Origin of the sequence: Algoriphagus ornithinivorans (assembly GCF_900115305.1) — a bacterium.
GTDB classification, from domain to species: domain Bacteria; phylum Bacteroidota; class Bacteroidia; order Cytophagales; family Cyclobacteriaceae; genus Algoriphagus; species Algoriphagus ornithinivorans.
In genome coordinates, this window is sequence record NZ_FOVW01000003.1 from 1 (window position 1) to 23,324 (window position 23,324).

17 protein-coding genes are annotated in these 23,324 nt (G+C 40.6%); 9 read left to right on the forward strand and 8 right to left on the reverse strand.

Going from position 1 to position 23,324, the window contains the following annotated elements; genetic code table 11:
* The first annotated feature begins 289 nt into the window (after window positions 1-289).
* Together BM073_RS04375 and BM073_RS04380 are read left to right on the forward strand one after the other, a co-directional pair.
* Window positions 290-1,153: a hypothetical protein gene (locus BM073_RS04375; protein WP_139217438.1), complete on the forward strand. Its 864-nt coding sequence runs from the start codon at window positions 290-292 to the stop codon at window positions 1,151-1,153.
* Window positions 1,154-1,334: 181 nt separating this feature from the next.
* Window positions 1,335-4,265, forward strand: coding sequence for a S9 family peptidase (locus BM073_RS04380; RefSeq protein ID WP_091650976.1), 2,931 nt, complete (start codon window positions 1,335-1,337; stop codon window positions 4,263-4,265).
* 73 nt (window positions 4,266-4,338) lie between these two features.
* On the opposite strand, the gene BM073_RS04385 is transcribed toward BM073_RS04380, so the two are convergent.
* Both BM073_RS04385 and BM073_RS04390 read right to left on the reverse strand, forming a co-directional pair.
* A complete protein-coding gene (locus BM073_RS04385) occupies window positions 4,339-4,695 on the reverse strand; it encodes a hypothetical protein (protein ID WP_139217439.1) in 357 nt (118 codons plus the stop codon).
* Window positions 4,688-5,038 (reverse strand): hypothetical protein, encoded by a 351-nt coding sequence (locus BM073_RS04390; RefSeq protein WP_091650981.1) that lies wholly within the window; start codon window positions 5,036-5,038, stop codon window positions 4,688-4,690. Before BM073_RS04390 ends, BM073_RS04385 begins: the two co-directional genes overlap by 8 nt.
* Before the next feature lie 74 nt (window positions 5,039-5,112).
* On the opposite strand from BM073_RS04390, the gene BM073_RS04395 reads away from it, so the two are divergent.
* On the forward strand, window positions 5,113-5,784 hold the full coding sequence (locus BM073_RS04395; protein WP_091650984.1) for a DUF3575 domain-containing protein: 672 nt from the start codon (window positions 5,113-5,115) through the stop codon (window positions 5,782-5,784).
* 18 nt (window positions 5,785-5,802) lie between these two features.
* On the opposite strand, the gene BM073_RS04400 is transcribed toward BM073_RS04395, so the two are convergent.
* Window positions 5,803-6,087, reverse strand: coding sequence for a hypothetical protein (locus BM073_RS04400; RefSeq protein ID WP_091650991.1), 285 nt, complete (start codon window positions 6,085-6,087; stop codon window positions 5,803-5,805).
* Between the two features lie 203 nt (window positions 6,088-6,290).
* On the opposite strand from BM073_RS04400, the gene BM073_RS04405 reads away from it, so the two are divergent.
* From BM073_RS04405 to BM073_RS04430, 6 genes are all read left to right on the forward strand, one after another.
* Window positions 6,291-7,673 carry a mercuric reductase gene (locus BM073_RS04405; protein WP_091650995.1) on the forward strand — a complete coding sequence of 461 codons (1,383 nt, stop codon included), beginning with the start codon at window positions 6,291-6,293 and terminating at the stop codon, window positions 7,671-7,673.
* Window positions 7,670-8,461: a TspO-related membrane protein gene (locus BM073_RS04410; protein WP_091650998.1), complete on the forward strand. Its 792-nt coding sequence runs from the start codon at window positions 7,670-7,672 to the stop codon at window positions 8,459-8,461. The genes BM073_RS04405 and BM073_RS04410 overlap by 4 nt, the downstream gene beginning before the upstream one ends.
* Window positions 8,462-8,621: 160 nt before the next feature.
* On the forward strand, window positions 8,622-9,578 hold the full coding sequence (locus BM073_RS04415) for a calcium/sodium antiporter (protein ID WP_091651000.1): 957 nt from the start codon (window positions 8,622-8,624) through the stop codon (window positions 9,576-9,578).
* An 8-nt stretch (window positions 9,579-9,586) separates the two neighbouring features.
* Entirely contained in the window at window positions 9,587-11,773 is a 2,187-nt protein-coding gene (locus tag BM073_RS04420; protein ID WP_245756367.1) for a cation:proton antiporter, read from the forward strand.
* Between the two features lie 150 nt (window positions 11,774-11,923).
* A complete protein-coding gene (locus BM073_RS04425) occupies window positions 11,924-14,311 on the forward strand; it encodes a TonB-dependent receptor (RefSeq protein WP_091651003.1) in 2,388 nt (795 codons plus the stop codon).
* A 21-nt stretch (window positions 14,312-14,332) separates the two neighbouring features.
* Window positions 14,333-16,510 carry a DUF5916 domain-containing protein gene (locus BM073_RS04430; RefSeq protein ID WP_091651006.1) on the forward strand — a complete coding sequence of 726 codons (2,178 nt, stop codon included), beginning with the start codon at window positions 14,333-14,335 and terminating at the stop codon, window positions 16,508-16,510.
* Here BM073_RS04430 and BM073_RS04435 read toward each other — a convergent pair.
* The 5 genes from BM073_RS04435 to BM073_RS04455 form a co-directional block, all read right to left on the reverse strand.
* Window positions 16,507-17,073: a pyridoxamine 5'-phosphate oxidase family protein gene (locus BM073_RS04435; protein ID WP_091651007.1), complete on the reverse strand. Its 567-nt coding sequence runs from the start codon at window positions 17,071-17,073 to the stop codon at window positions 16,507-16,509. The two genes, BM073_RS04430 and BM073_RS04435, sit on opposite strands and share 4 nt — an antisense overlap.
* Window positions 17,073-17,255: a CPXCG motif-containing cysteine-rich protein gene (locus BM073_RS04440; RefSeq protein ID WP_091651010.1), complete on the reverse strand. Its 183-nt coding sequence runs from the start codon at window positions 17,253-17,255 to the stop codon at window positions 17,073-17,075. Before BM073_RS04440 ends, BM073_RS04435 begins: the two co-directional genes overlap by 1 nt.
* A gap of 95 nt (window positions 17,256-17,350) precedes the next feature.
* Window positions 17,351-19,972 (reverse strand): ATP-dependent chaperone ClpB, encoded by a 2,622-nt coding sequence (gene clpB, locus BM073_RS04445; RefSeq protein WP_091651013.1) that lies wholly within the window; start codon window positions 19,970-19,972, stop codon window positions 17,351-17,353.
* A 164-nt stretch (window positions 19,973-20,136) separates the two neighbouring features.
* Window positions 20,137-21,828, reverse strand: coding sequence for a T9SS type A sorting domain-containing protein (locus tag BM073_RS04450; protein ID WP_091651016.1), 1,692 nt, complete (start codon window positions 21,826-21,828; stop codon window positions 20,137-20,139).
* Window positions 21,829-21,974: 146 nt separating this feature from the next.
* The gene (locus tag BM073_RS04455; protein WP_091651981.1) at window positions 21,975-23,222 is read right to left on the reverse strand and encodes a dipeptidase; all 1,248 of its coding nucleotides are present in this window, start codon (window positions 23,220-23,222) and stop codon (window positions 21,975-21,977) included.
* Between the last annotated feature and the right edge of the window lie 102 nt (window positions 23,223-23,324).

A 23,324-nucleotide genomic window follows, 5' to 3' on the forward strand; every position in this document is an offset into this window, starting at 1 on the left:
AATTTACGTTTAAATTCTTCAGAAAATTTACGATGTGAATTGATCCTTTTTCCCGTTTTTAGCATCTTCATTCTGATTTAAAAACGGTCAACCTATTTCAGGGAATGACAAAACTCACAGACCTTTCAGGTTTCAAAACTTGGAAGGTCTTTTTTGTTTTATGCCCCTAAAAGCACAGAAAGGCTTCTTTATGTTTAAAATTTCCAGATATAAAAAAAACTCCATTCAGAAACCTTCAGTTAAGCTTTTCGTTGATTGTGAAAATAGTTTACAAAAAGTGATTCAGGTCATGGAAAATAATTTTGTGAAATTCGTCCTCACCGTATTTTTAACATTATGCATTAGCATTTCTTCAGCCCAAAACACACAAGAATCCCGAAACTACTTCCCAGGAAACTATTCCAATCAGCCCATCATCACTTTAAAAGAAGGATTTTTCAACAAAACCACCTATTACCTTGATGGGGAAAAATCAAGTCCGAAAGAGGTCACTGACTTCCTCAATTCATTAAAAAATGAAGACTTTAAATTCCAGAGTTATCAGCGGAAAAAGAATTTGGGTATGGGTATCCGGGTCTCGGGTATAGCCGTGACTATTGGCTCCATCGCCTATCTGTTTACAAATGATATTACCCCAGCCAATGTCCGCCCATGGTTTTGGGCTTCTTTTGGGGGAGGGGTTTTACAAAGCACTGGAAACATTCTTGTCGCTGATTCAGAACGAAGAATTCAACGAACTATCAATGATTTCAATGCCTATCATTATTCGGGAGGCACTGAAGCATTTCTAAGTATGGATGTAATGGGTAGTTTTTTTGGCCCTAAGATCAACATCTATGAAGGCCCAATGGTTCTGGAAAAAGATCAGGTTTTAACACGATTTCAATCCAATCCGGAGGCCTTACAGCTTTATGAGCAGGTTCTGAGAAGAGAAAAAGTGAGCACAGTAGCCAACGTAGTCAACTCAGCTCTCGGAATTGGAATTTTCTTTCTGGCGGTTGGTTTCGAATCCCAGTCTTCCAGTCAGAATGATCTGCTGATTCCCTTGACATTCACTGGAGTTGGGTTGAATATTTTTTCAAGATTTTACGAGCGAAAAACAAGGAATCTAACAAGAGATGTTCTTTACAAGTATAATTATCAAGAGCCTTAACTGATTTCGATTGAGCGAAAACAAATTGATCTAGGGAATAAATTTGAAGAATCTCCTTATTTCCAAGTGCAATTCATTTTTAAAGATGCAACAGAATTGCTTTTTTTAACCATTCTTCCCAATTTCCAATTGACTATGTTCATTTTTCCCTAATTTCCTGCTTGAGAAAAAAGAATTACAAATGATCAGAAAACAACTACTCACACTCTGGGCACTTTTCCTTTTTGCCAGTATGGCAATTGCCCAAGACAGCAAACCCATTACTTGGAAAGACATCCCTACCTGGAAATACATGCCAGGTTCAGCTTTTGAAATCTCCCCGGATGGCAATTGGACGGCCTATGGATTAGTTCAACTGGAAGGGGACGGAGAAATCATCCTCCAGAAAGTTGGGGATGAATCCTCCAAAAAAACTTTCAAAATCGGCTCCACCAGCTACCCATCTATGCAATTCAGCGAGGATGGAAAGTGGTTTGTCTATACAGAGTACCCCACCTTTTCCGAGAAAAAAGCCAATGAAAAAAGCAAAGGCAAATCCTTAAAAAACAAGGCTATTCTAGTCAAGTTGGGTACGGATGAAAAGAAGGAGTTTGAAAACGTGAGCAACTATGCTTTCAATGGAAAAGCTTCCTCTGTCTTGGCCATCAACCTTTCCAAAGAAGGCAATGGAGATGCAAGAGGCTCGGATTTGTTGATTTACCATCTTAATTCCGAAAAAGCTCAAAACCTCGGAAATGTAGCTGACTTTTCATTTAACAAAGCAGGGAACTATCTAGCATACACCGTAGATGCAGCCAACCAATCCGGAAATGGCTTGTATTTGATGAATGTAGCAGCCAATAGCATGCAGATCTTGGATTCTGATAAAGCTTCCTATCGTTCCTTGGCTTGGACCGAAAAGGGGGATGCTTTCGCAGCTTTGAAAATGGTCAAAGACAAAAAGTACAAGCAGGACAAGGGACAAGTTATCGGAGTGAAAAATCTGGCTTCCCCTCAAGTAACTGTTTACAATCCTGAAAAGGACTCTGTCAATTTCAATCAAGCCTATACGATCTCCCAAAACAGAAGACCTATGTGGTCGGATGATTTGACTCGTTTGTTTTATGGCATCCATCCTTTGGAACTGGCAAAAAAAGAGGACGCCAAAAAAGAACTGGATCAAGATTCGGTGAAAAAAGCTGAAGCTGCAGCCATGCAAAAAATCATGGCAGATACGACGATCAAATCGATTTCCGATTTACAAAAAGCCATCGCCAAATTGGACTCTGGCAAGGTGAAAGGCAAAAAAGAAAATGATGCAGACACCCCGGATATGACCATCTGGCATTGGAATGACAGTCGCCTACAATCCAGACAACAGGTCATGATGAATCAGGATAAAAATTACAGTTTCTGGGCTATGTATGATGTGAATGCCGGCAAGCATATCCAATTGCAAGACAGCAGCATGAGAGATCTGAACATTCTGGATAAGCAGCGCTATGCTTTGGGTTCCGATCTGCAAGCTTATGAATTGGATGGAAATCTGGATGGGCAGAGCTATCGTGATTTTTACATCGTAGACCTGAAAACCGGCGAGAAAAAGGAACTCTTCAACAAGTTTTACCTCCCCTCCTATTCTTCTTATCCCCGTGAATCTCCGGACGGGACGAAGTTGATTTACGGACTGGACGGGCATTTTTATATTTATGATATTCCTACTGCTCAGAGTAAAAACATTACGGAAGGGCTTCCTACCACCTTTGTAAATACAGAAGACGATCACAACGTAGAAAAGCCCATGAACGGGGCATTGGGCTGGAGCTCCGATAGCAAGTATGTGATCTTGAGAGACGGTTGGGATATCTGGCAAGTTCCTGTAGGATCTGGTAAGGAAACAGCCATCAATTTGACCGTCAATGGCAAGACTGATCAGATTCGCTATCAATATCGCTTTGGATTGGATCCTGAGGAAAAAGGTATAGATCTCAGCAAGCCTGCTTATATCCGTATGTATGGAGAATGGACCAAGAAGTCTGGTATTGCACAGCTTTCTCCTGCGAAAAAAGGCGGCTTGACTCCCGGTGCCAAGGTTTTGATATGGGATGATTTCAATGTGGGAAATCTTTCCAAGGCCAAAAACGCAGAAACCTATTATTTCTTCCAAGAGAAATTCAACGAGCCTACTCAAGTTTACCTGACAGACGCATCCCTTTCTAATCCCAAGCAAGTCACCAACAATGCTCCGGATGCAGAGAAATATGCATGGTCAGCTGGAACTATGTTGATCGATTATGTCTCTGACAAGGGTGACAAATTGCAGGGTACGCTGTTTTTACCTGCAGGCTATGTAGAGGGCCAAAAGTATCCAACTGTGGTCTATTATTACGAAAAGCTATCTCAAACCCGTCATAACTGGTCCAACCCAGGATACAGCGGAACAGGATGGAACCCTAACGTATATACTTCCAATGGATTTGCGGTATTCATTCCGGATATTGTGTACAAACTGGATGATCCAGGAATGTCGGCGGTTTGGTGTGTGATTCCTGCTGTGAAGGAAGCCATTAAAACCGGAGTCATTGACGAAAACAATATCGGGATCCACGGGCACTCATGGGGAGGCTATCAAACTTCCTTCCTGATTACGCAGACGGACATGTTCAAAGCCGCTGCTGCTGGTGCACCTTTGACCAATATGATTTCCATGTATGATTTGATCTACTGGAATTCAGGTGGTGGAAATATGTCCATCTTTGAAGCCTCGCAAGGCAGATTCAGAGGCGGTCCTTGGGAAAACTGGGAAGCCTATGAGCGGAACAGCCCGGTGTATCACGTGAAAAATGTGACTACACCGCTATTACTCTTGCACAATGACAAAGATGGTGCAGTGGACTTTACCCAAGGCATCGAGTACTATTCGGCCTTGAGAAGATTGAAAAAGCCAGTGGTGATGATGCAATACAAAGGCGAAAACCACGGTTTGAGTAAACTGGAAAACCGAAAGGATTACAGTGTTCGGATGATGGAGTTTTTTGACCATCATTTGAAAGGTGAGGTAGCTCCTGACTGGTGGAAAAGCGGCGTGAATTTGCTGGACTTGGAGGAGCATTTGAAGGAAAGAGCTTTTTAGCAAGTCAGAAAGCTCAAGTATGAAATCTAAAAAAAATCCGCCGATCTAGAGAGGTCGGCGGATTTTTATTAAACTAAATTAGGCCAGCATTTTCTAATTCCTTTTTTTGGTCATAATAAGTTTTCAATAATTGGTCATCGCTAGGTGGCTCAGCTATTCTTCTTTGCAATGGCGTAGAAACCTCAGAGAGAGCAACACGAACAACTTTAAGTTCAAATTTTTCACCAATTTCCAAAGGCCTTTTTAACCAATCAAGGTATTCTTTCTCGCCATCAAAGCCACCTAAACTAACTTGCAATTCTTTTCGATTCTGATTTAAAATCGACTCAAAGATGGCACTAAACACTCCGTGCTCTAAGCCAAATACAACTTGTTCTTTTCCACTTTTAAATTGAAAAGCACAAATCTTCTCTCTTTCCTGTTCAGCCATTTTCATCTTTAATTAAACCTTTTTCCACCAGTCTTTTTTGAAGGTTTCTGAAAGACCAGAGCTTTGCCTCCCAAACTTTTTTTTCTTCTTCTATATTGCTATACCTTTTTATTGGCTCTGTGGCATCATCTGTTTCAATTACCCTTATTTCAAGCTTATCTCCCTCCTTTAAATTCCATTGTCCCCAAAAAGAGCGAAAATCCAAATCATAGCTTGAACCTGACACAGAAATATCTAACTCATCTCGATCTTTGACTTTTACCCTTGTAAGAATCAGAAAGGTACTCCCTGTCTCGGCGGCTATAATTTTTTCGTCTTTAAAGGAAATCTCAAATCCAATCATGATTTTTTTATCCGGTTTCTAATAAGTTAGTAATTAATTGAAATCCTCACTAAAATCATTTTGAAATTTAAGTTATGAAACTTCAAATAATTTCAGCATTATTTATCTTGACCTTTGGCATAGCGACCACCTCCACAGCCCAGCAGGATTTAGGCTTAGAAAGGCAACTTTTAGTAAAGGCTTCCCCTTTAGCTTTCTTGGAACCTGAAACGATTGTTCTTCAAGGTGGCATTGAATACTTTTTCAGCAACAAAATCAGTATTCAGTCTGAGATAGGTGTGAATGGAGGAATTTTTGGAATTAAGGCTGACCGAGGTAAAAATGAAGATTATAAACTTTGGCGAACCAAAAATGAATTAAAATTTTATACCAAAAAGAATTATTGGGCGATTGAGTTTTTTTTGATGGAAAAGGACTTTATCCGGCTGGATGATTATTACGTGCCTTTCAGACAAGAGATCTTGTACGACAGAGCCCAGATTGATTTTCGGGTAGTAGGAGGCGGATTGAAGTTCGGCAGGCAGGTTTTCACTTCCAGAAATATTTTGGTCGACTCTTTTGTAGGATTGGGAATCCGAGGCAGATATAGGGATGTGGAAGTTCTGGAGCTTTCAGAAGTGCAAAGCAGAGCCTTTTTTGAAAAGGCAAATCCTTTCGCAGAGCGCTATCGATTTGAAGGATGGGATTCCGTTCCTCATTTGACAATTGGAGTTAAAGTGGGAATTTTAACAGAGAATTCCAGATGATTCATGCTGTCAAAAAAATTAAGTGCTTTCTTTCAAATATTCCTTCCCATTCCAAGCCTCCAAGTCTTCTTTGGCGATTAAAATGCTTTTTAGTAGGTAGCTCAGGATATGAATATTCGGGTCACTCGCCTGATCAAAATCGCTCAGCATAAACTCCAGACCTTCCATCTCTACCAAATCCTTGATGTCTTTAAACTCGCCGGATAAAGCAATTTCTTTCAAAGACTGCATGACTTCCTGTTCTACGAAGTCTAAATTTTCAAATGCTTTTTTGACAAAAGCTTGGTAGATGAGATTTTCCATGGCCTGAAAATTAAAGGGCTATGAATTTACATTCCTTTTTTCTGATTTTCAATGAGTTGACAAAAATTGTCTCAGAAAAATATTTACATCAAAAATAATTTTCTGACTTACTTACAAAAAGAAAAGGACCCAAATCAATTAGCATTTTTTTTATTCCTGAGTCATTTGGGCGAAATTGAAGGTACAAATCAATTTTTCTAAGGATGGAAATTCAAACTTTTGACTCAATTATCATCGGTTCCGGACAAGCAGGAAATCCTTTGGCTTTCTTTTTAGCTGCGAAAGGCCAAAACGTAGCTTTGATAGAAAAAGGAAAACTCGGCGGAACTTGTGTGAATACTGGTTGCACTCCTACTAAAACTTATGTCGCCTCTGCAAGGAGGGCTTGGGAAGTCAATCAGGCGTCGGAATTGGGGATTTCAACCGAAAAAAGCCTTGCTGTTTCTTTAAAGAAAATCTGGAAAAAGAAAGAAAAAATCATCTCCTCCTCAAGAAATGGGATTCAAGACGGAATTGAAAGCAAAGACAATATCACTCTTTTCAAAGGTGTCGGAAAGTTCACAGGACCCAGGGAAGTAGCTGTTGGGAATCATAGGCTAAAAGCCGAAAAGATCTACATTAATGTTGGAGCAAGACCAAGAATTATTCCTGGATTTGAGGAAGTTCGGTTTTTTACTAACGAAAGTATTCTTGATTTAAAGGAAGTCCCTCAACATCTCATCATCATTGGGGGAAGCTACATTGGGTTGGAGTTTGCTCAGATTTTTAGAAGATTCGGTAGCAAGGTAACCGTATGTGAAAAGGGACCACGTATCATCCATCGGGAAGATGATGATCACTCGGAAATGATTCAGCAAATTTTAGAAGCTGAAGGGATTCAGTTTGAATTAAACGCCAATTGCCTCTCTGGAAAAAATTGGGGAGATTCCCAAGTGGAGGTTCAAATGGATTGTGGTGGCAAAGAGAGAAGAATACGCGGATCTCACCTTTTACTTGCTACGGGAAGAAAACCCAATACAGAATCCTTGGGACTTGAGCTTGCCGGAGTTCATCAAGATGAACATGGCTTTATTTCGGTAGATGATTTTCTAAAAACCAATAAGGAGGGGATCCACGCCTTAGGAGATTGTAATGGAAAAGGAGCATTTACGCATACAGCCTACCATGACTTTGAGATTATAAAAGACCATATTTCAGGAAATAAAAAGAAAAAAGTCAGTGATCGCATCCTCAACTATGCATTGTATGTTGACCCGCCATTTGCGCGGGCTGGAATAAATAAATCAGAGGCTTTTAGATCTTCAAAAAAATACCTTCACGCTGAAATGCTGATGAAAGATATCAATCGGGCTAAAGAAAAAGGAGAAACTCGGGGCAAAATGGAAGTTTTGGTAGAAAAAAGCACTGGCCTCATAGCTGGAGCGATGGTTTGCGGAACAGGTGCAGACGAACTGATAGGAATATTTCTGACAGCTATGTATGGCAAAATCAATTATGAAATTCTAATGAACTCTGTTCAAACTCATCCCACTGTATCCGAATTGATTCCCACACTTTTACAATCTCTTCAACCGCTTGATGTATGAAAATTTCAAATAAAATTTACGCAATCTTCAACCTGTTCATATTGATCGCATTGATCTATTGGAATTATAAAGTCAATACGCTTGGAATAAATGGGAATACGGTAGGTTCACTCAGTAGGGAATATGAAAATCTATTTACTCCGGCCTCTTATGCATTTTCTATTTGGGGTTTGATTTTTCTGAGTTTGACAGCACAGGCGATCTATTTGGTAAAATCAGCCTTTTCACAAAATCAAGTTGATTTCATTCCCAAAATGGTCCCCTTCTTAATCCTAGCGAACCTACTCAATGGAGCTTGGCTTTGGTTTTGGTTGACAGAACAAACAGGCTTTAGTGTACTGGTAATGATAGGCATTTTAGCCTCCTTAATCTTGGTTATTTTAAGACTGAATATGGAGCGCTGGAATGCTCCAAGAAACATCATTGCATGGATCTGGTGGCCTATTTGTCTTTACTCTGGATGGATTGCGGTGGCTACGATCGCTAATTTTTCGGCTTATTTAGCTAAAATAGGTTGGACAGGAGGCTTGGGTGAACTCACTTGGGCCCTGATATTGATACTAGTCGCCACGGCTCTAAATCTATGGATGATTTATACCAGAAATATGAGGGAATTTGCCTTGGTTGGGGCTTGGGCTTTGATAGCTATAGCGGTAAGGCATTGGGGAGTAATTCAGGAAATTCAGTGGATTTCTGCCGCAGGAGCAGTTACTATCATCTTGTATGCAGGAGCACACGGTTTTAAAAACAGAAAAAGCAATCCTTTTTACCCGAAAAACAAGCTTTAAAACACTTAAAATCAACAGATAAAAGCGATAAATAACATTAGCGTTTTTTCTCTCTTTTTTTCAAAAAATAAATAATCGAAAAGACTGAAATCATCGGATTTTTTAATTCTATTTTTGCGGAAATATTCAAAAGAATCTTTAACCCTTTATTCAGTTTACTATGATAATTTCTCTGATTCTTTTGGTGGTAGGTTTAGTATTACTGGTAAAGGGTGCCGATTGGTTGGTGGATGGAGCATCCGTACTTGCCAAGAAAAAAAACGTCTCTGATTTAGCCATTGGTTTAACCATCGTTGCCTTTGGTACATCTGCTCCCGAATTGATTGTAAATGCCATTGCCGCCACAGAAAACTATCCTGAAATAGTTTTTGGCAACGTGATCGGCTCGAATAATTTTAACCTTTTCATGATTCTGGGAATAGCTGGGCTAATCACTCCGCTTGCCGTTCAATCCAGTACAGTATGGAAAGAAATTCCCTTTTCTCTTTTTGCGGCCATATTGATACCTGTTCTCGTAGGTTCATTCTTTTATGATTCGGGCTTTGAATTAGGGAGAACCCAAGGCTTGATTTTATTGGCCTTTTTCTTGGCATTTCTTTATTATGTGGCTACCCAGTTGAAACAAGACCCTGAGGCAACATCAGGCGAAATTCCTCCTTACTCAAATCTGAAAATTTGGAGTCTAATCATTATAGGTTTAGCGGGTCTAGTTGGAGGAGGAAAGTTGGTGGTGGATAATGCAGTCAGTATGGCTCAGACATTGGGAGTTAGCGAAAAAATCATTGGTTTAACCATCGTGGCAGCAGGCACTTCCCTACCCGAACTGGCAACTTCTGTTGTAGCCGCCATGAAGAAAAATGCAGATATAGCAATTGGCAATATAGTAGGGTCTAATATTTTCAACCTTTTACTCATATTAGGCGTAAGCTCCCTCATTCGCCCACTGGAGTATAATCCATCATTTAATATGGATATACTTTTATTGAGCGGTGGAACCATCTTTCTATTTCTTGCCATGTTTACCGGCAAAAGGAAAAAGTTGGATCAATGGGAGGCATTATTGCTACTCTTGGCATATTTGGTATACACCGGATTCCTGATTAGCGGAGAAATTTAATTATACGCATGAGCATGATGTTACTCGCTGATTTGAATTTAAGCCTTCCGATTACCCATCCGGGGATGAAATTTCTGATCATTCTGGTCATCATTCTTTTAGCGCCCCTTCTTCTCACCCGTCTTAAAATCCCTCCACTTCTGGGCTTAATTGTCGCCGGAGCTATCGTTGGTCCCAAAGGGTTTGGATTGATGGAGCGAGATAGTGGAATAATCCTCTCCGGCACAGCTGGCTTGCTTTATATAATGTTTTTGGCAGGCTTGGAAATAGACTTTCAAGACTTTAAGTCTCATAGCAAAAAAAGTTTGGTCTTTGGAATGTTGACTTTTTTGATACCCATGGGGCTTGGTACTTGGGTAGGACTATATCTCTTGGATTTGTCCATGATTTCTTCCGTCTTGTTGGCAAGTATGTTTGCTTCACATACCCTCATAGCTTATCCGATTATTTCAAAGCTGGGGATCACAAAAAATCGTGCTGTTACGGTAGCTGTTGGGGGAACATTGATTACAGACACTTTAGCCTTATTGATTTTGGCTGTAATTGTTGGCATGAGTAAAGGGCAGGTAGATAGCATTTTTTGGATCAAGCTAATGGTTTCATTGCTGATTTTTTCTGCAATCGTTCTCTGGGTAATGCCCCGGTTTGCCAAATGGTTCTTGAAATTTAATGAGGATGCCATCCTTCAATATGTGTTCATTTTAGGCTTGGTCTTCGCAGGAGCATTAATGGCTGAAATGGCTGGCCTGGAGGGAATCATTGGCGCATTCATGGTTGGGTTAGCTCTCAACCCTTTAATTCCAAGAACCTCGCCATTAATGAATCGGGTGGAGTTTGTAGGCAATGCCATATTCATCCCCTTCTTTTTGATTGGAGTAGGAATGTTGGTGGATTTCAGGGTGTTTTTTCAGGATGAGGAAACTATCAAGGTAGCCGTTGTCATGACTATTACAGCCACTTTAGCCAAATATCTGGCTGCCTTAGGTACACAAAAAATCTTCAATTACAGTGCAAACGAAAGAAGGATAATCTTCGGACTAAGCAATGCCCAAGCTGCTGCCACTTTAGCTGCAGTATTGATCGGCTATAATTTAATTATTGGAATTGACGATGCCGGAAACGCCATTCGACTTCTTCCTGAAAGTGTCTTAAATGGCACTATCGTAATGATATTAATTACCTGTACACTTGCGTCCATCGAAGCTCAAAGAGGAGCTAAGGGAATCGTATTCAGTGAAAGTGATTTGTCTGACCAAAATGTGGCAGATTTACCTGAGAGATTTTTGGTTCCTGTCAGAAATGAGGAGACCGCAGAGGAATTAATCAACTTAGCAATCAATCTCAAATCTCCAGACTCTAAAAGCGGGATTTATGCCCTCAGTATTATCAATCCGGAACAGCAGGACAGCAATGCTGAGGTAAAAGCCCAAAAAACGCTCAATAAGGCTAGTGAAAGGGCCGCCGCTACGGATCATAACTTGTATGAATTGCTCCGATACGACACGGATGTTTCCAAAGGGATTTCCAGTGTGGTTTATGAAAATAAAGCGACTGATTTAATCTTAGGATTACACGTGCAGCAACCATTTGATGAGTCTTTTCTTGGTAATCTTACCCAAGGGCTATTGAATAAAGTCAACACGACTACCTATATCTATCGCCCTTTCAGCCCTTTTTCCAGCCAAAGAAGGATTTTAGTGGTCATTCCACCGAAGGCAGAGCAGGAGTTAGGTTTTCCTTTTTGGCTGATTAAAATTTGGAATCTGGCAAAAAATTCTCATGCAAGAATGATTTTCTATGTTTCTGAACCATCCAGAGAATACATAGAGGAAATTCTGGCTAATAATCCTATCCGAATAGAGTTTAGAGAATTTGCCGGTTGGGAGGAACCAGAAAATCTCCATATCCAACTGAGAAAAGATGATTTTGTAATCTTGATTTTAAGCCGAAAGGGTAACCATTCTTACCATCCCAAAATGGAGGACTTGCCGGATTTAGTCAACCGCTGGCTGAAAGAAAAAAGTTTTTTGCTGGTATATCCTAATCAACCATTCTCAGGTTCTTTTCCTGCTATGGATTTTCTTCACAGCACGCTTCCTGGTCCTTTGGATCAGATGGAATTAATTTCTCAGGCTGTAAATAAGATTTTTAAAAAGGGGAAAAATCAAAAAGGGAATATCCCCAAGGCTAACTAATTCCAAATTCGGAAAGACCAAGAATTTGAAAACCATAGAATTATTATTTGTTTTTGGTTTATAGATGCCACTTTTTAACCACAGAAATAAATTTCATTTTTCAAATGGGGCTATTGTTTTAACTTGAAACAATAAACTCAGCCTATACCTATGTTCTCGTTTTCACCCTTTTTTGGGAAGAACTTTTCGTTTTTCCTGATAATCCTTTTGCTTTCCTTTCCACTTTTTGCGCAGGAAAATACTGGAAAAATCAAAGGGAATGTCATCGATCAAAGTACAAGAAAAGCCTTGCCATTTGCTACCATTGCTATCTACTCGGAGAAGGATAGTTTAATTGGGGGAGGAATTACTATTGATAATGGCAAATTTTCCATTGAACTACCAAATGGAAAATTCTATGCTCTTGTAGAGTTTATGGGCTTTGAAGCGAAAAAAACCAGCTTGTTTTCATTAGAAAAAAACAACAATACACTGGATCTAGGAGAAATTTTGCTATCTCCTTCTGCGTCCGATTTGGAAGAAGTTTTAGTCCAGGGCGAAAAAACTCTCATGGAACTATCTCTGGACAAGAGGATATTCAATGTCGGGAAGGATTTGGCAAATGCAGGAGGAACAGCTTCAGATATCCTAATGAACCTACCTTCAGTTGCAGTCGATCCCGAGGGAAATGTCCGTCTAAGAGGATCTGCGAATGTCAGGATTTTAATTGACGGCAAACCATCTGGATTAGTCAGTTTTAAGGGAGCCGCAGGACTCAGGCAATTACAGGCTAACATGGTAGAAAGGGTGGAAGTGATCACCAACCCGTCAGCGAGATATGAAGCCGAAGGAATGGCTGGCGTCATCAATATCATTCTGAAAAAAGACAATCAGCAAGGAATCAATGGATCTTTTGAGGTGATTGGAGGGACTCCTTTGAATTTAGGATTTTCCGCAAACCTAAATTATCGCAAAAAAAGGATCAATTGGTTTGTCAATTACAGCTTTGCAAGAAGGCATCAGCCTTATGTGAGTGAACTCTATCAAGAAGTATATGAAAATGGACAAACTCAGATTTTAATCCAGAATAATTCCGGTAAGGTCAAAGGCTTCAATAATTCGATACGGGGTGGTTTGGATTATTTCTTCAATGAAAAAAGCATATTGACTCTTTCTTATCTCTGGAGAAGGAGTGATGCGAGAAGAATTACAGATATACGGTATGAGGATTATCTAAACAGTCTGAATAATTTTTTAGGCTATAGCTTGAGAAGGCAAGATGAAACAGAGCAGGAACCCAATTCAGAAATCTCTTTAAACTACAAGCGGAATTTTGAAAAGAAAGGACATGAATTAAATGCCAATTTTACCTATTTGAACTATTGGGAGAATTCCGATCAGTTATTTACCGAAAATAGATTTAACAGTAATAATCAGCCAATAAACTCTCTAGTTCAAACCTCCTTGAACGATGAATATGAAAATCAATATCTGCTTCAGTTGGATTATGTAAAGCCCATTTCAGCGGAAGGGAAGTTTGAAACCGGATTCAGAACTAGCTTTCGGGAGATGAAAAATGATTTTGTTGTCTCCGAAGAGAACGAAAGCGGTCAATTAAATCCAATTCCTGGTTTGGATAATATTTTTATCTACAATGAAAATATTCTTGCAGCTTACACGATTTTAGGAAACAAAAGTGGCGATTGGAGCTATCAGGCAGGAATCAGGGCAGAATACACGGATGTCGAGACCATTCTTTCAGAAACCAATGAAAGAAACCCAAGAAACTATTCAAACTTATTCCCTAGTGCCCATCTAACCTATAATATTTCTAAGGAAAATGCTCTTCAAATGAGCTATTCAAGAAGGGTAAGACGCCCTGTCTACAATGATTTGAGCCCATATGTCACTTTTTCTGATCAAAGAAACTTTTTTAGTGGCAATCCAGATTTAGACCCTGAATTCACCGATGCCTTGGAGCTAGGCCATATCAAGTACTTTGAAAAAGGAACACTCTTTACAACTGCATACTTCAGAGACACCAAGGATAAAATAGAAAGAATCAGGACTGTGGATGAACAAGGGTTTTCAGTCACCTTACCTTTCAACCTTACTGGAGAGCAAGCATTTGGTCTGGAATTGAGTGCTGACTATAAAATCAAATCCTGGTGGAAATTGGATTTAAATCTAAACTTTTTCCATGCATCCATAGACGGAAGTAATATTCAGACCGAATTTCAAGCTAAAACCTCCTCTTTTTTAGCCAGGCAAACCTCCAGATTTACACTCAAAAATGGCTGGGATCTTCAAGTAAGATCAAATTATGATGCTCGCCAAAAAACTGCCCAAGGGGTGAGAAAAGGAATCTTTTTCATGGATTTTTCTGCCAGCAAACAAATCTTAGCAGACAGGGGAAGGTTGATATTTACTGCCAATGATATTTTCAACTCTAGAAGGAACCGCTACATTACTGAAGGCTTCAATTTCTACACAGAGGGGGATTCTCAATTTATCCGAAGACAATTAAATCTAACATTTAGCTATCGCTTAAAGCCATAAGCCTGACTTGGAACAATCATAATGCGTCAACTTATAATTTCCGTCCTTCTAATAGCCTTTGCCAACTCAGTCTGTTTTGGTCAAAAAATCAATGCAGCCTATCGCCTTCCTATCCAAAAGGCTGTTTCTCCTATAACCATAGACGGGGTTTTGGATGAAAAGGCCTGGGAATTGGCAGAAGTAGCTACCAACTTTTTCATGATTACCCCGATGGATACTAGCTATGCGCAAGTTCAAACGGATGTGCGAATGACTTACGATGAGCAAAATTTATACATCATTGTAGTCAATCATCATTTGATGGAGGGGCCATACATGGTAGAATCGCTTCGTAGAGATTTTTCTTTTGGAAAAAATGACAACTTCTTACTCTTCATGGACCCATTTGATGATCAGACCAATGGATTTACGTTTGGAGCAAATGCCGCAGGAGCACAATGGGATGGGATTATGTTTAATGGTGGGAGTGTGGATTTAAGTTGGGACAATAAATGGACTTCCAAAGTCAAAAATTATGAAGACAAATGGATATTTGAGGCAGCGATCCCTTTTAAATCCATTCGGTACAAGAAAGGAATTAAGGAGTGGGGAATCAATTTTTCCAGGCTTGATTTGAAGGCTACAGAAAAATCAGGCTGGGCACCTGTCCCCAGACAATTCCCATCCGCATCTTTAGCTTACACTGGAATATTAGTCTGGGATAACCCTCCACCATCAGCAGGTGCTAATGTATCCATCATTCCTTATGCCTTGGGAGGAGTTTCCCGAGATTTTGAATCTGAAAGCGGCAATATTTACAGAAGAGAAGTAGGAATGGATGCCAAAATTGCTTTGACCTCTTCTTTAAATTTAGACCTTACTGTCAACCCGGATTTTTCTCAGGTAGAAGTGGATAGGCAGGTAACCAATCTAGATAGATTTGAATTGTTTTTTCCTGAAAGAAGACAGTTTTTTCTTGAAAATGGAGACCTGTTCGCAAATTTCGGTTACAGTACAATTAGGCCATTTTTCTCAAGAAGGATAGGCTTAAATGCCCCAATTCAGTTTGGAGCCCGACTCAGTGGGAAAATCAATAAAGACTGGAGGATCGGAGCTATGAATATGCAAACTGGGGAAGTGGAATCAGATGGCCTTCCTTCTCAAAACTTCACAGTTTTAGCCTTGCAAAGGCAGGTAGGCGCACGATCCAATATCACTGGTATTTTGATTAACAAGCAATCTCTGAATTACGATCCGGATCCCAAATCGGAGCACCCTTTATATAGCCAGTTCAACCGAAATGCAGGATTGGAATACAACTTGGCCTCCTCAAACAATCTCTGGACTGGAAAAGCCATGGTTCTGAAAAGCTTCGGGCCAGATGGAACACAAGAAGGATTTGTTCATGCGGCAAATCTCAAGTATGCTTCAGGTAATCTCAGTTGGAACTGGCAACATGAATATGTTTCTGAAAATTATACTGCGGAAGTTGGTTTCGTGCCAAGGAATGGATTTTACAAGATTAGCCCGACAGTAGGATATCGTTGGTTTCCCAAGAGTGAAAAAATCCTTTCTCATGGCCCTGATGTCGGGACCACATTCTTCTTCAATACTACCGGCCAACAAACAGATAAAATCATTAATGCCGCATACAGCGTGAGATGGAGAAGCCAAAGTAACCTTACGGTCTGGATGGGCCATGATTTCGTGAGACTACAACGTCCCTTTGATCCGACCAATTTCTCCGGAGAAACTCTTCCAGCTGGATCTATACACAAATGGAATAGCTTGGGAGCTGAGTATAACTCCAAACCCCAAAGCCTTTTTACTTACAGCTTTTCCACCAGAATGGGAGGTTATTATGCCGATGGTGATCGATTTAATATTAGCAGCGAATTGGGATATCGATTCCAGCCCTTTGTCAGCATCGCAATGAGCTCCAATTACAACAGGATTGTTCTTCCAGAGCCTTGGAATACAACCAATTTCTGGCTAGTAGGTCCTAGGCTGGATATTACTATGACCAATACAGTTTTTTTCACGGCATTCGTTCAGTACAATGAACAGATTGAAAACATCAACCTAAACACCAGGTTTCAATGGAGATTTAAGCCGGCCTCAGACTTGTTTATAGTCTATACCGACAATTATTTACCTGCCCCTTTCTATACAAAAAACCGATCAATTGTTTTGAAATTCACCTATTGGTGGAATGTTTAGGGAGTCAACCAGTTACCTTCCCATTCATTTTCTTCATTAAAAACGATTCTTAAATGTCCATTTTTGGATAGTTGTAAAACCTCTATTTCTTGAGGAACAAACTCTAAAACCGTAAAAAAGTGAATATTGGAGTCACCTTCCTTCCAGCCATCATCTGGGCTCGAAATCTTAGTTCCCGGAGCCTGACTCCCAGTATATTCAGACCTTCGGTGACTTGGAATAGTTTGCCATAGTTTATTCGACATTTCATCTTGAAAATGAAGGATGGTCTGTACTTTCACTCTGATTTGTACCTGCTTTTTGGGATGATATAAATGAAGCGTCGCATGGGAGTTTTGCTTCAAATCTGAGCATTTTTCAGATCTATAATCTGTATAAACAAAAAAGTGAAGCTCTTCAGTTAGCTTTCTTAAAACTACAGTCCGAACAGAAGAAAATTCATTAGAAACCGTCCCCAAATTCACCCAATGGAATGGGTGCTTGGCATCTAGCGCACCACGATGCAATTCATGTTTGACAGCTTGCCAGATTTCATCTTTGGTGTCTTTATCCTGAAATAACATTATTGTTCGATTGAGTTGGCTTCAAAATAAACAAGCTCATTTTCTTCCAATTCTAAATTGATCTGAATCGGATTGCAGCATACCTCACAATCTTCAATATATTCCTGCCTGGAGACGGAAGGGTCAAGGAGCATAGAAATTTCTTCGAAGCAATAAGGGCATTGGAAAAAGTGCTCGATCATAGTGCTTTTCTTTAATTAACTTCTAAAAAGGAATTAGAGTTTAAAACAAAAAACCTCGGATTGCTAAATCCGAGGTTATTTTTCTTTCAATTTAATTAGACTTCAACAGATGCCTCTACATTTTTGAAGTAGACTTGTTTGTCTGCATCCAAATCCACCAAGACTGCGGAGTCATTTTTAATATAGCCTGCTAATATCTGCTTGGAAAGTTCATTTAAAATCAATCGCTGCATAGTTCGCTTTAGAGGTCTTGCACCAAACTGCGGATCAAATCCAACTTCACCTAGATAATCCAATACCTCAGTGGTAGCTTCTATCTCGATATTTGATTCAGATAATCGCTTTTGAATTTCTCTCCATTGGATATCCACGATCTTACGGATGATCTTTTTATTTAAAGGCTCAAACATGATCGTTTCATCGATTCGGTTTAAGAATTCCGGTCTGACAGATTTTTTCAATAAATCGAATACTTCTGTCTTTGTCTTTTCCAAAACCTCTTCCTTATTCCATTCCTCCATTTCCGCGAAGCGTTCCTGGATCAAATGAGAACCGATATTGGTAGTCATGATTATGATCGTGTTCTTGAAGTTGGCAATTCTACCCTTGTTATCTGTCAACCTACCATCATCCAAAACCTGCAATAGGATATTGAACACATCTGGATGGGCTTTTTCGATCTCATCTAGTAGAATTACGGAGTAAGGTTTTCTTCGGACGGCCTCAGTCAACTGTCCACCTTCATCATATCCCACATATCCTGGAGGCGCTCCGACTAATCGGCTGACGGCATGCCTTTCCTGATATTCCGACATATCGATCCTCACCATGGCATTTTCATCATTGAAGAGATATTCTGCCAAGGCTTTCGCCAACTCGGTCTTACCAACTCCTGTGGTACCCATGAAGATAAAGCTACCTATGGGACGCTTCGGGTCCTGTAAGCCAGCTCTGCTACGACGAACGGCATCAGAGAGTGCTACTATGGCTTCTTTTTGCCCGGCTATTCTTCTGCCCAACTCATCTTCCAGATGAAGTAATTTTTCCCGTTCAGACTGAATCATCTTGCTAACCGGAATTCCAGTCCACTTAGATACTACAGATGCGATATCTTCATTATCCACTTCCTCTTTGAGTAGGGGGGAACCTTGTTGCATTTCATTAAGCTGCTTCTTGAAAGACTCCAGCTTTTTCTCAGACTCGACAATTTTACCGTATCGGATTTCTGCAACTTTCCCAAAATCCCCAGCACGCTCTGCCTGTTCGGCTTCCAGTTTGAATTTATCGATATTCTCCTTTTCTCGTTGAATACCCATAATCACAGCCTTTTCACTTTCCCATTTGGCCTTCACGGACTGACGCTTTTCGGAAAGTTCGGCTATTTCCTTACTCAAAGTAGCCTCCTTATCCTTGTTCTTTTCTCTTCGAATTGCCTCTCTTTCGATTTCGAGCTGCATGATTCGCCGATTCAATTCGTCTAATTCCTGAGGCAATGAGTCAATTTCCATTCTCAGTTTGGCCGCAGCCTCATCCATCAAGTCGATAGCTTTATCCGGCAAGAATCGATCTGAAATATAGCGTTGGGAGAGCTCTACAGCAGCAATTACTGCATCGTCTTTGATTCTTACACCATGGTGCAATTCATATTTATCTTTGATACCTCTCAGGATAGAAATTGCATCTGCCGCATCAGGTTCATCCACGATCACCGTTTGAAAACGTCTCTCTAATGCCTTATCCTTTTCGATGTACTTCTGATATTCTTTCAAAGTGGTCGCACCAATCGCATGCAGCTCCCCTCTTGCCAAAGCAGGCTTCAATAAGTTGGCCGCATCCATGGCTCCTTCGCCTCCACCTCCGGCTCCGATCAGCGTATGAATCTCATCTATAAAGAGAATAATTTCTCCGTCGGAATCGGTCACTTCTTTAATTACAGCCTTCAATCTCTCCTCAAATTCCCCCTTGTATTTGGCACCTGCCACAAGCAAGCCCATATCCAAAGAAATCAAGGTCTTAGATTTGAGATTTTCCGGTACGTCACCCGAGACAATTCGTTGAGCTAGTCCCTCCACAATAGCAGTCTTACCTACTCCGGGCTCACCCAATAAGATCGGGTTGTTTTTAGTCCTTCTTGCCAGAATCTGTAACACTCTACGAATTTCCTCATCTCGGCCAATTACTGGGTCGATTTTACCCTTTTTGGCTAAATCATTCAGGTTTTTGGAATACTTTTCCAAAGCCCTGTATTTACTTTCAGCGTTAGGATCAGTCACTTTATTTCCTTTTCTAAGTTCTTTGATAGCTTCAATCAGAGGCTTTTCAGCAATACCCTGATCTTTCAACAATTGTGCAGTGGAATCTGAACCCGCAAGAATTCCTAACAGCAGGTGTTCTATTGCCACATATTCATCTCCAAAAGTTTTGAGGTAATCCTTTGCTTTTGTGAGAGCCTGATTTGCGGAGCCGGAAAGGTAAGGCTGTTGATTTCCCCCACTGACCTTTGGTAGTTTCCCTAATAGCTCTTCCAACTTCTGGGAGGCTAATTGTTTATTGGCACTGAGTTTTTTGAAAACAAACTCAGTAACATTCTCATCTTCGGAAAATATCCCTTTCAGCAAGTGAGCCGTTTCAATGGAGGGTTGCCCCGATGCCATTGCCAGCTCGGCGGCCTTTTGGATAGCTTCCTGAGACTTGATAGTGAATTGTTTAAAATCCATGTATTGATAGTGGTTTAGTTACAAGTTTACCGCTTTCTATTTTGAAAATAGACAAGCTAATATCCTAGCATCAAAACTATCGCCAATAGGATTTTTCAGCCAATCTGTCTGAAAAAGAATGTATTTATTGAAAAAATAGGAAATTTTGTCATTGAAAAAGATCCCTATTCCTTTAGAATTCGAATCACTTCAGTGTTCTGCGCATTTGTTAATTTAAGCAAAAGGACCCCTGTTGGTAGGCTTTCTAATTCCTGCTGAATTAATCTATTGAGTTCCATAATTGAATTGGCCTGAAAACTTGAAGAATATCGGCCAGCAGTATGTATAAGCTGAACCGAGATCTCGTTTCCTTCTAAGTGATTTTTTTCAGTTGGGGAAACTCTCAAATTAGATCCTCTTACAGGATTCGGAAATGCTTGCCATTTGGAAACTTGAGAAGCCGGAGTGGCTAGCTGAGCTAATAATACCTTTCCGACGTTCTTCTTCCCGGAAAAATCTACTTGCACCAAGCGATAATAAAGTCGGTCAGAATACAATGGTGGAAACTCGTCCATGAATTCATAATTAGTAACATTGTTAGTGAAGCCTTGACCCTGAACGGTCCCGATTTCCTCAAAACCATCTACTCCATTGATGGACCTTTGTATCTGAAAATAATCATTTTCATATTCCTTCAGCGTAGACCATTTTAAGCTAACCTTTCTATTTTGTTCGTTAACATCCAAAGCGTATGAACCATATTCCACCGGCAGAATTCTGGCAAAATCATAGCGAATCAGCACTATACCGCTTCCTCCTCTACCACCTGTAAAGGCATTTAAAGGAGAACTACTTCCACCGGCTCCTCCTCCAGAACCCGTGTTAGCACGACCGGGCTGGCCATTTCCTGAGACAACTGCATTACCTCCTACACCAGAACCTCCGGGTGCAGCATCACCCACTCCTGAGCCCGGGTTACCTGCTACTCCACCGCCTCCACCAGCAAACATTCTAGGGATGTCGGCTGGAAGAGCAGAAGGAAGTAAATTTGTGTAGAAACCATTTGAAGCCCCACGTCCCAATCCGCCTGCCCCACCGGCATTATTGTTATCAGGTTCTCCTCCAGGGCCTCCGATTCCACCTCCGCCACCTCCTCCGGTCACGGAGGTATTTCCTCTTCCACGACCGCCTGGATTTCCTAAAGCAGAATTTACAGCTTCTCCACCAAAAATGGGATCTGAAGCTCCTGTTCCGTAAGCTCCTACTGAACCACCTCCGGAGCCTCCTCGATTACCTCGGCGTTGATCGTTGTAATTAGAATTATTTCCCTCTACAACAGAATTGGCACTTCCACCACCCCCGCCACCTATAGCGGTTATATTGGTGAAGATTGGACTTGGACTTGATACTGTACTGTTTTCACCATTTTGCGCCCGAACATTAATTAAAGTAGCTCCGAGGCCTCCAGATCCTACTGAAATGCTTAAAGGTTGCCCTTGCTCTTCCGCATTATTGACTTGAAATTGCAATTGATTGGGATTCGTGATATGAATGACCTGACCAGCTCCACCTCCACCGGCTCCTCTATTCCCGGAATCACTTCGCTTACCTCCGCCTCCACCGCCTGCGATTACCAGCATTTCAGTCAACTCAGTCAAACCCTGAGGTGGTCTCCAGCTATTCGCAACTCCTCCGTTATTACAAAGGAAGGCTACGATGACAAATTCGTCTGAAGAAGGTGTCCCAAAAATATATTCTCTAACGCAGGCATTGATGGTATTTGTCCTTTTGAGTTGTGTTTGTGAAAATGCAGAATTAAACCCCAAAAGACTAAGACCAAAAATCAATAAATAACTTACTAGTATATTTTTTTTCATCCTCTTTCACTATTCAACTTTAGGTTCAGTCAGTTATAGCTACGAGGAGTAATTCTATTCTGGATTAATTACTAAATAATAAAAAAACACCTCTCGTATGGAGAGGTGCTTGAAATAAATTCGAAAGTTCAGACTAAATAAGGAGGCTACTTTTTCGCATAATCTTCTACTGCCTGCCAAACTCTGAAGATATTTTTATAGCAAATTTTCTCTATATCCTCTTTAGAATAGCCTCTTTTCAAAAGTTCTGCAATCAAATTGGGGAACATGGAGACATCTTTCAAACCAGTGGGCAAGGAATCCCCAACTCCGTCGAAATCAGAGCCAAATCCTACATGATCAATCCCTACCAGATTAACTACATGGTCAATATGGTCAGCCACTTTCTGAACAGAAGGGAAAGGGTTATTAGCCGCTGCATAAGATTCCGCATATACTCTGAAAGCAGAATCGCTTCTGCTTAGATTATTTTCAGCCATATAGTTCACTAAATGCTCTCGCACTTTGGAAGAGCCCGCCGCATAAGCAGAATCAATAAAACTCCCACCAAAATTGATCATCATCACTCCACCGTTTTTGGCCATAGCCTGAATCAATTCATCACTCATATTTCTCTCAAACCCAGGGGTAAATTTTCTAGCTGAAGAATGCGAGGCGATTACTGGAACTTGGGTTATTGCCAAGGCATCCTTAAATGTTTCATCGGAAACGTGACTTAAATCCACCATGATCCCCACTCGGTTCATTTCCTTGACTACTTGCTCTCCATATTCAGACAGCCCGCCGTGAGGTCTTAATGAATCATAACTGGAATCTCCGATCAAATTTGCTTTCCCATGGGTCAAAGTGATATAGCGGATACCTCTCTGATGAAAATACTCCACGTTGGAAATATCATCTTCCAAACCAGCTCCATTTTCCATTCCCATTGGTAATGAGACTAGGCCTTTGGCAAAGTTGGCCTCTACATCCGCAGGACTGTAAGCCATGGCAAATTTATCCGGAAAGGTCTCGGCTAGTCGCTCTGTCATGAGAATCAAGGAATCCGCCAATGCTTTGGAAGCTCCTGGGATCTGCTGATTTCCGGCTGGGATATAAATTGACATGAAAGGAGCATCTAAGCCTCCCTCCTTTGCTCTCGGGAAATCAAAATTTCCGTCAGGGGTTCTAACAGAAACATCCAGAATCTCTCTTTGCAAAGTAAATCCTCCCACTTTCATCCTGTAGGGCAAGTCAACATGACCATCTACCATGATGGTGTTTTGGGCTATTTCTTTAGCAATTTCCAATCGTTCTTCATCGGACATTTGAGTGTAATCCACCTCTGTGTTTTCAGAAGTTTGACAAGAAGATAGAATCGCCGCAAATGCGAGAAAGCTCAGGTATTTTTTCATCATAAGGTTGGTTTCAAATTGGAATATAAAACCTTTTGAAGAATGACTCAGAAAAAATCCACCAATGGTTAAACCAGCCAAAGAATCATTGATTTCTAAGCT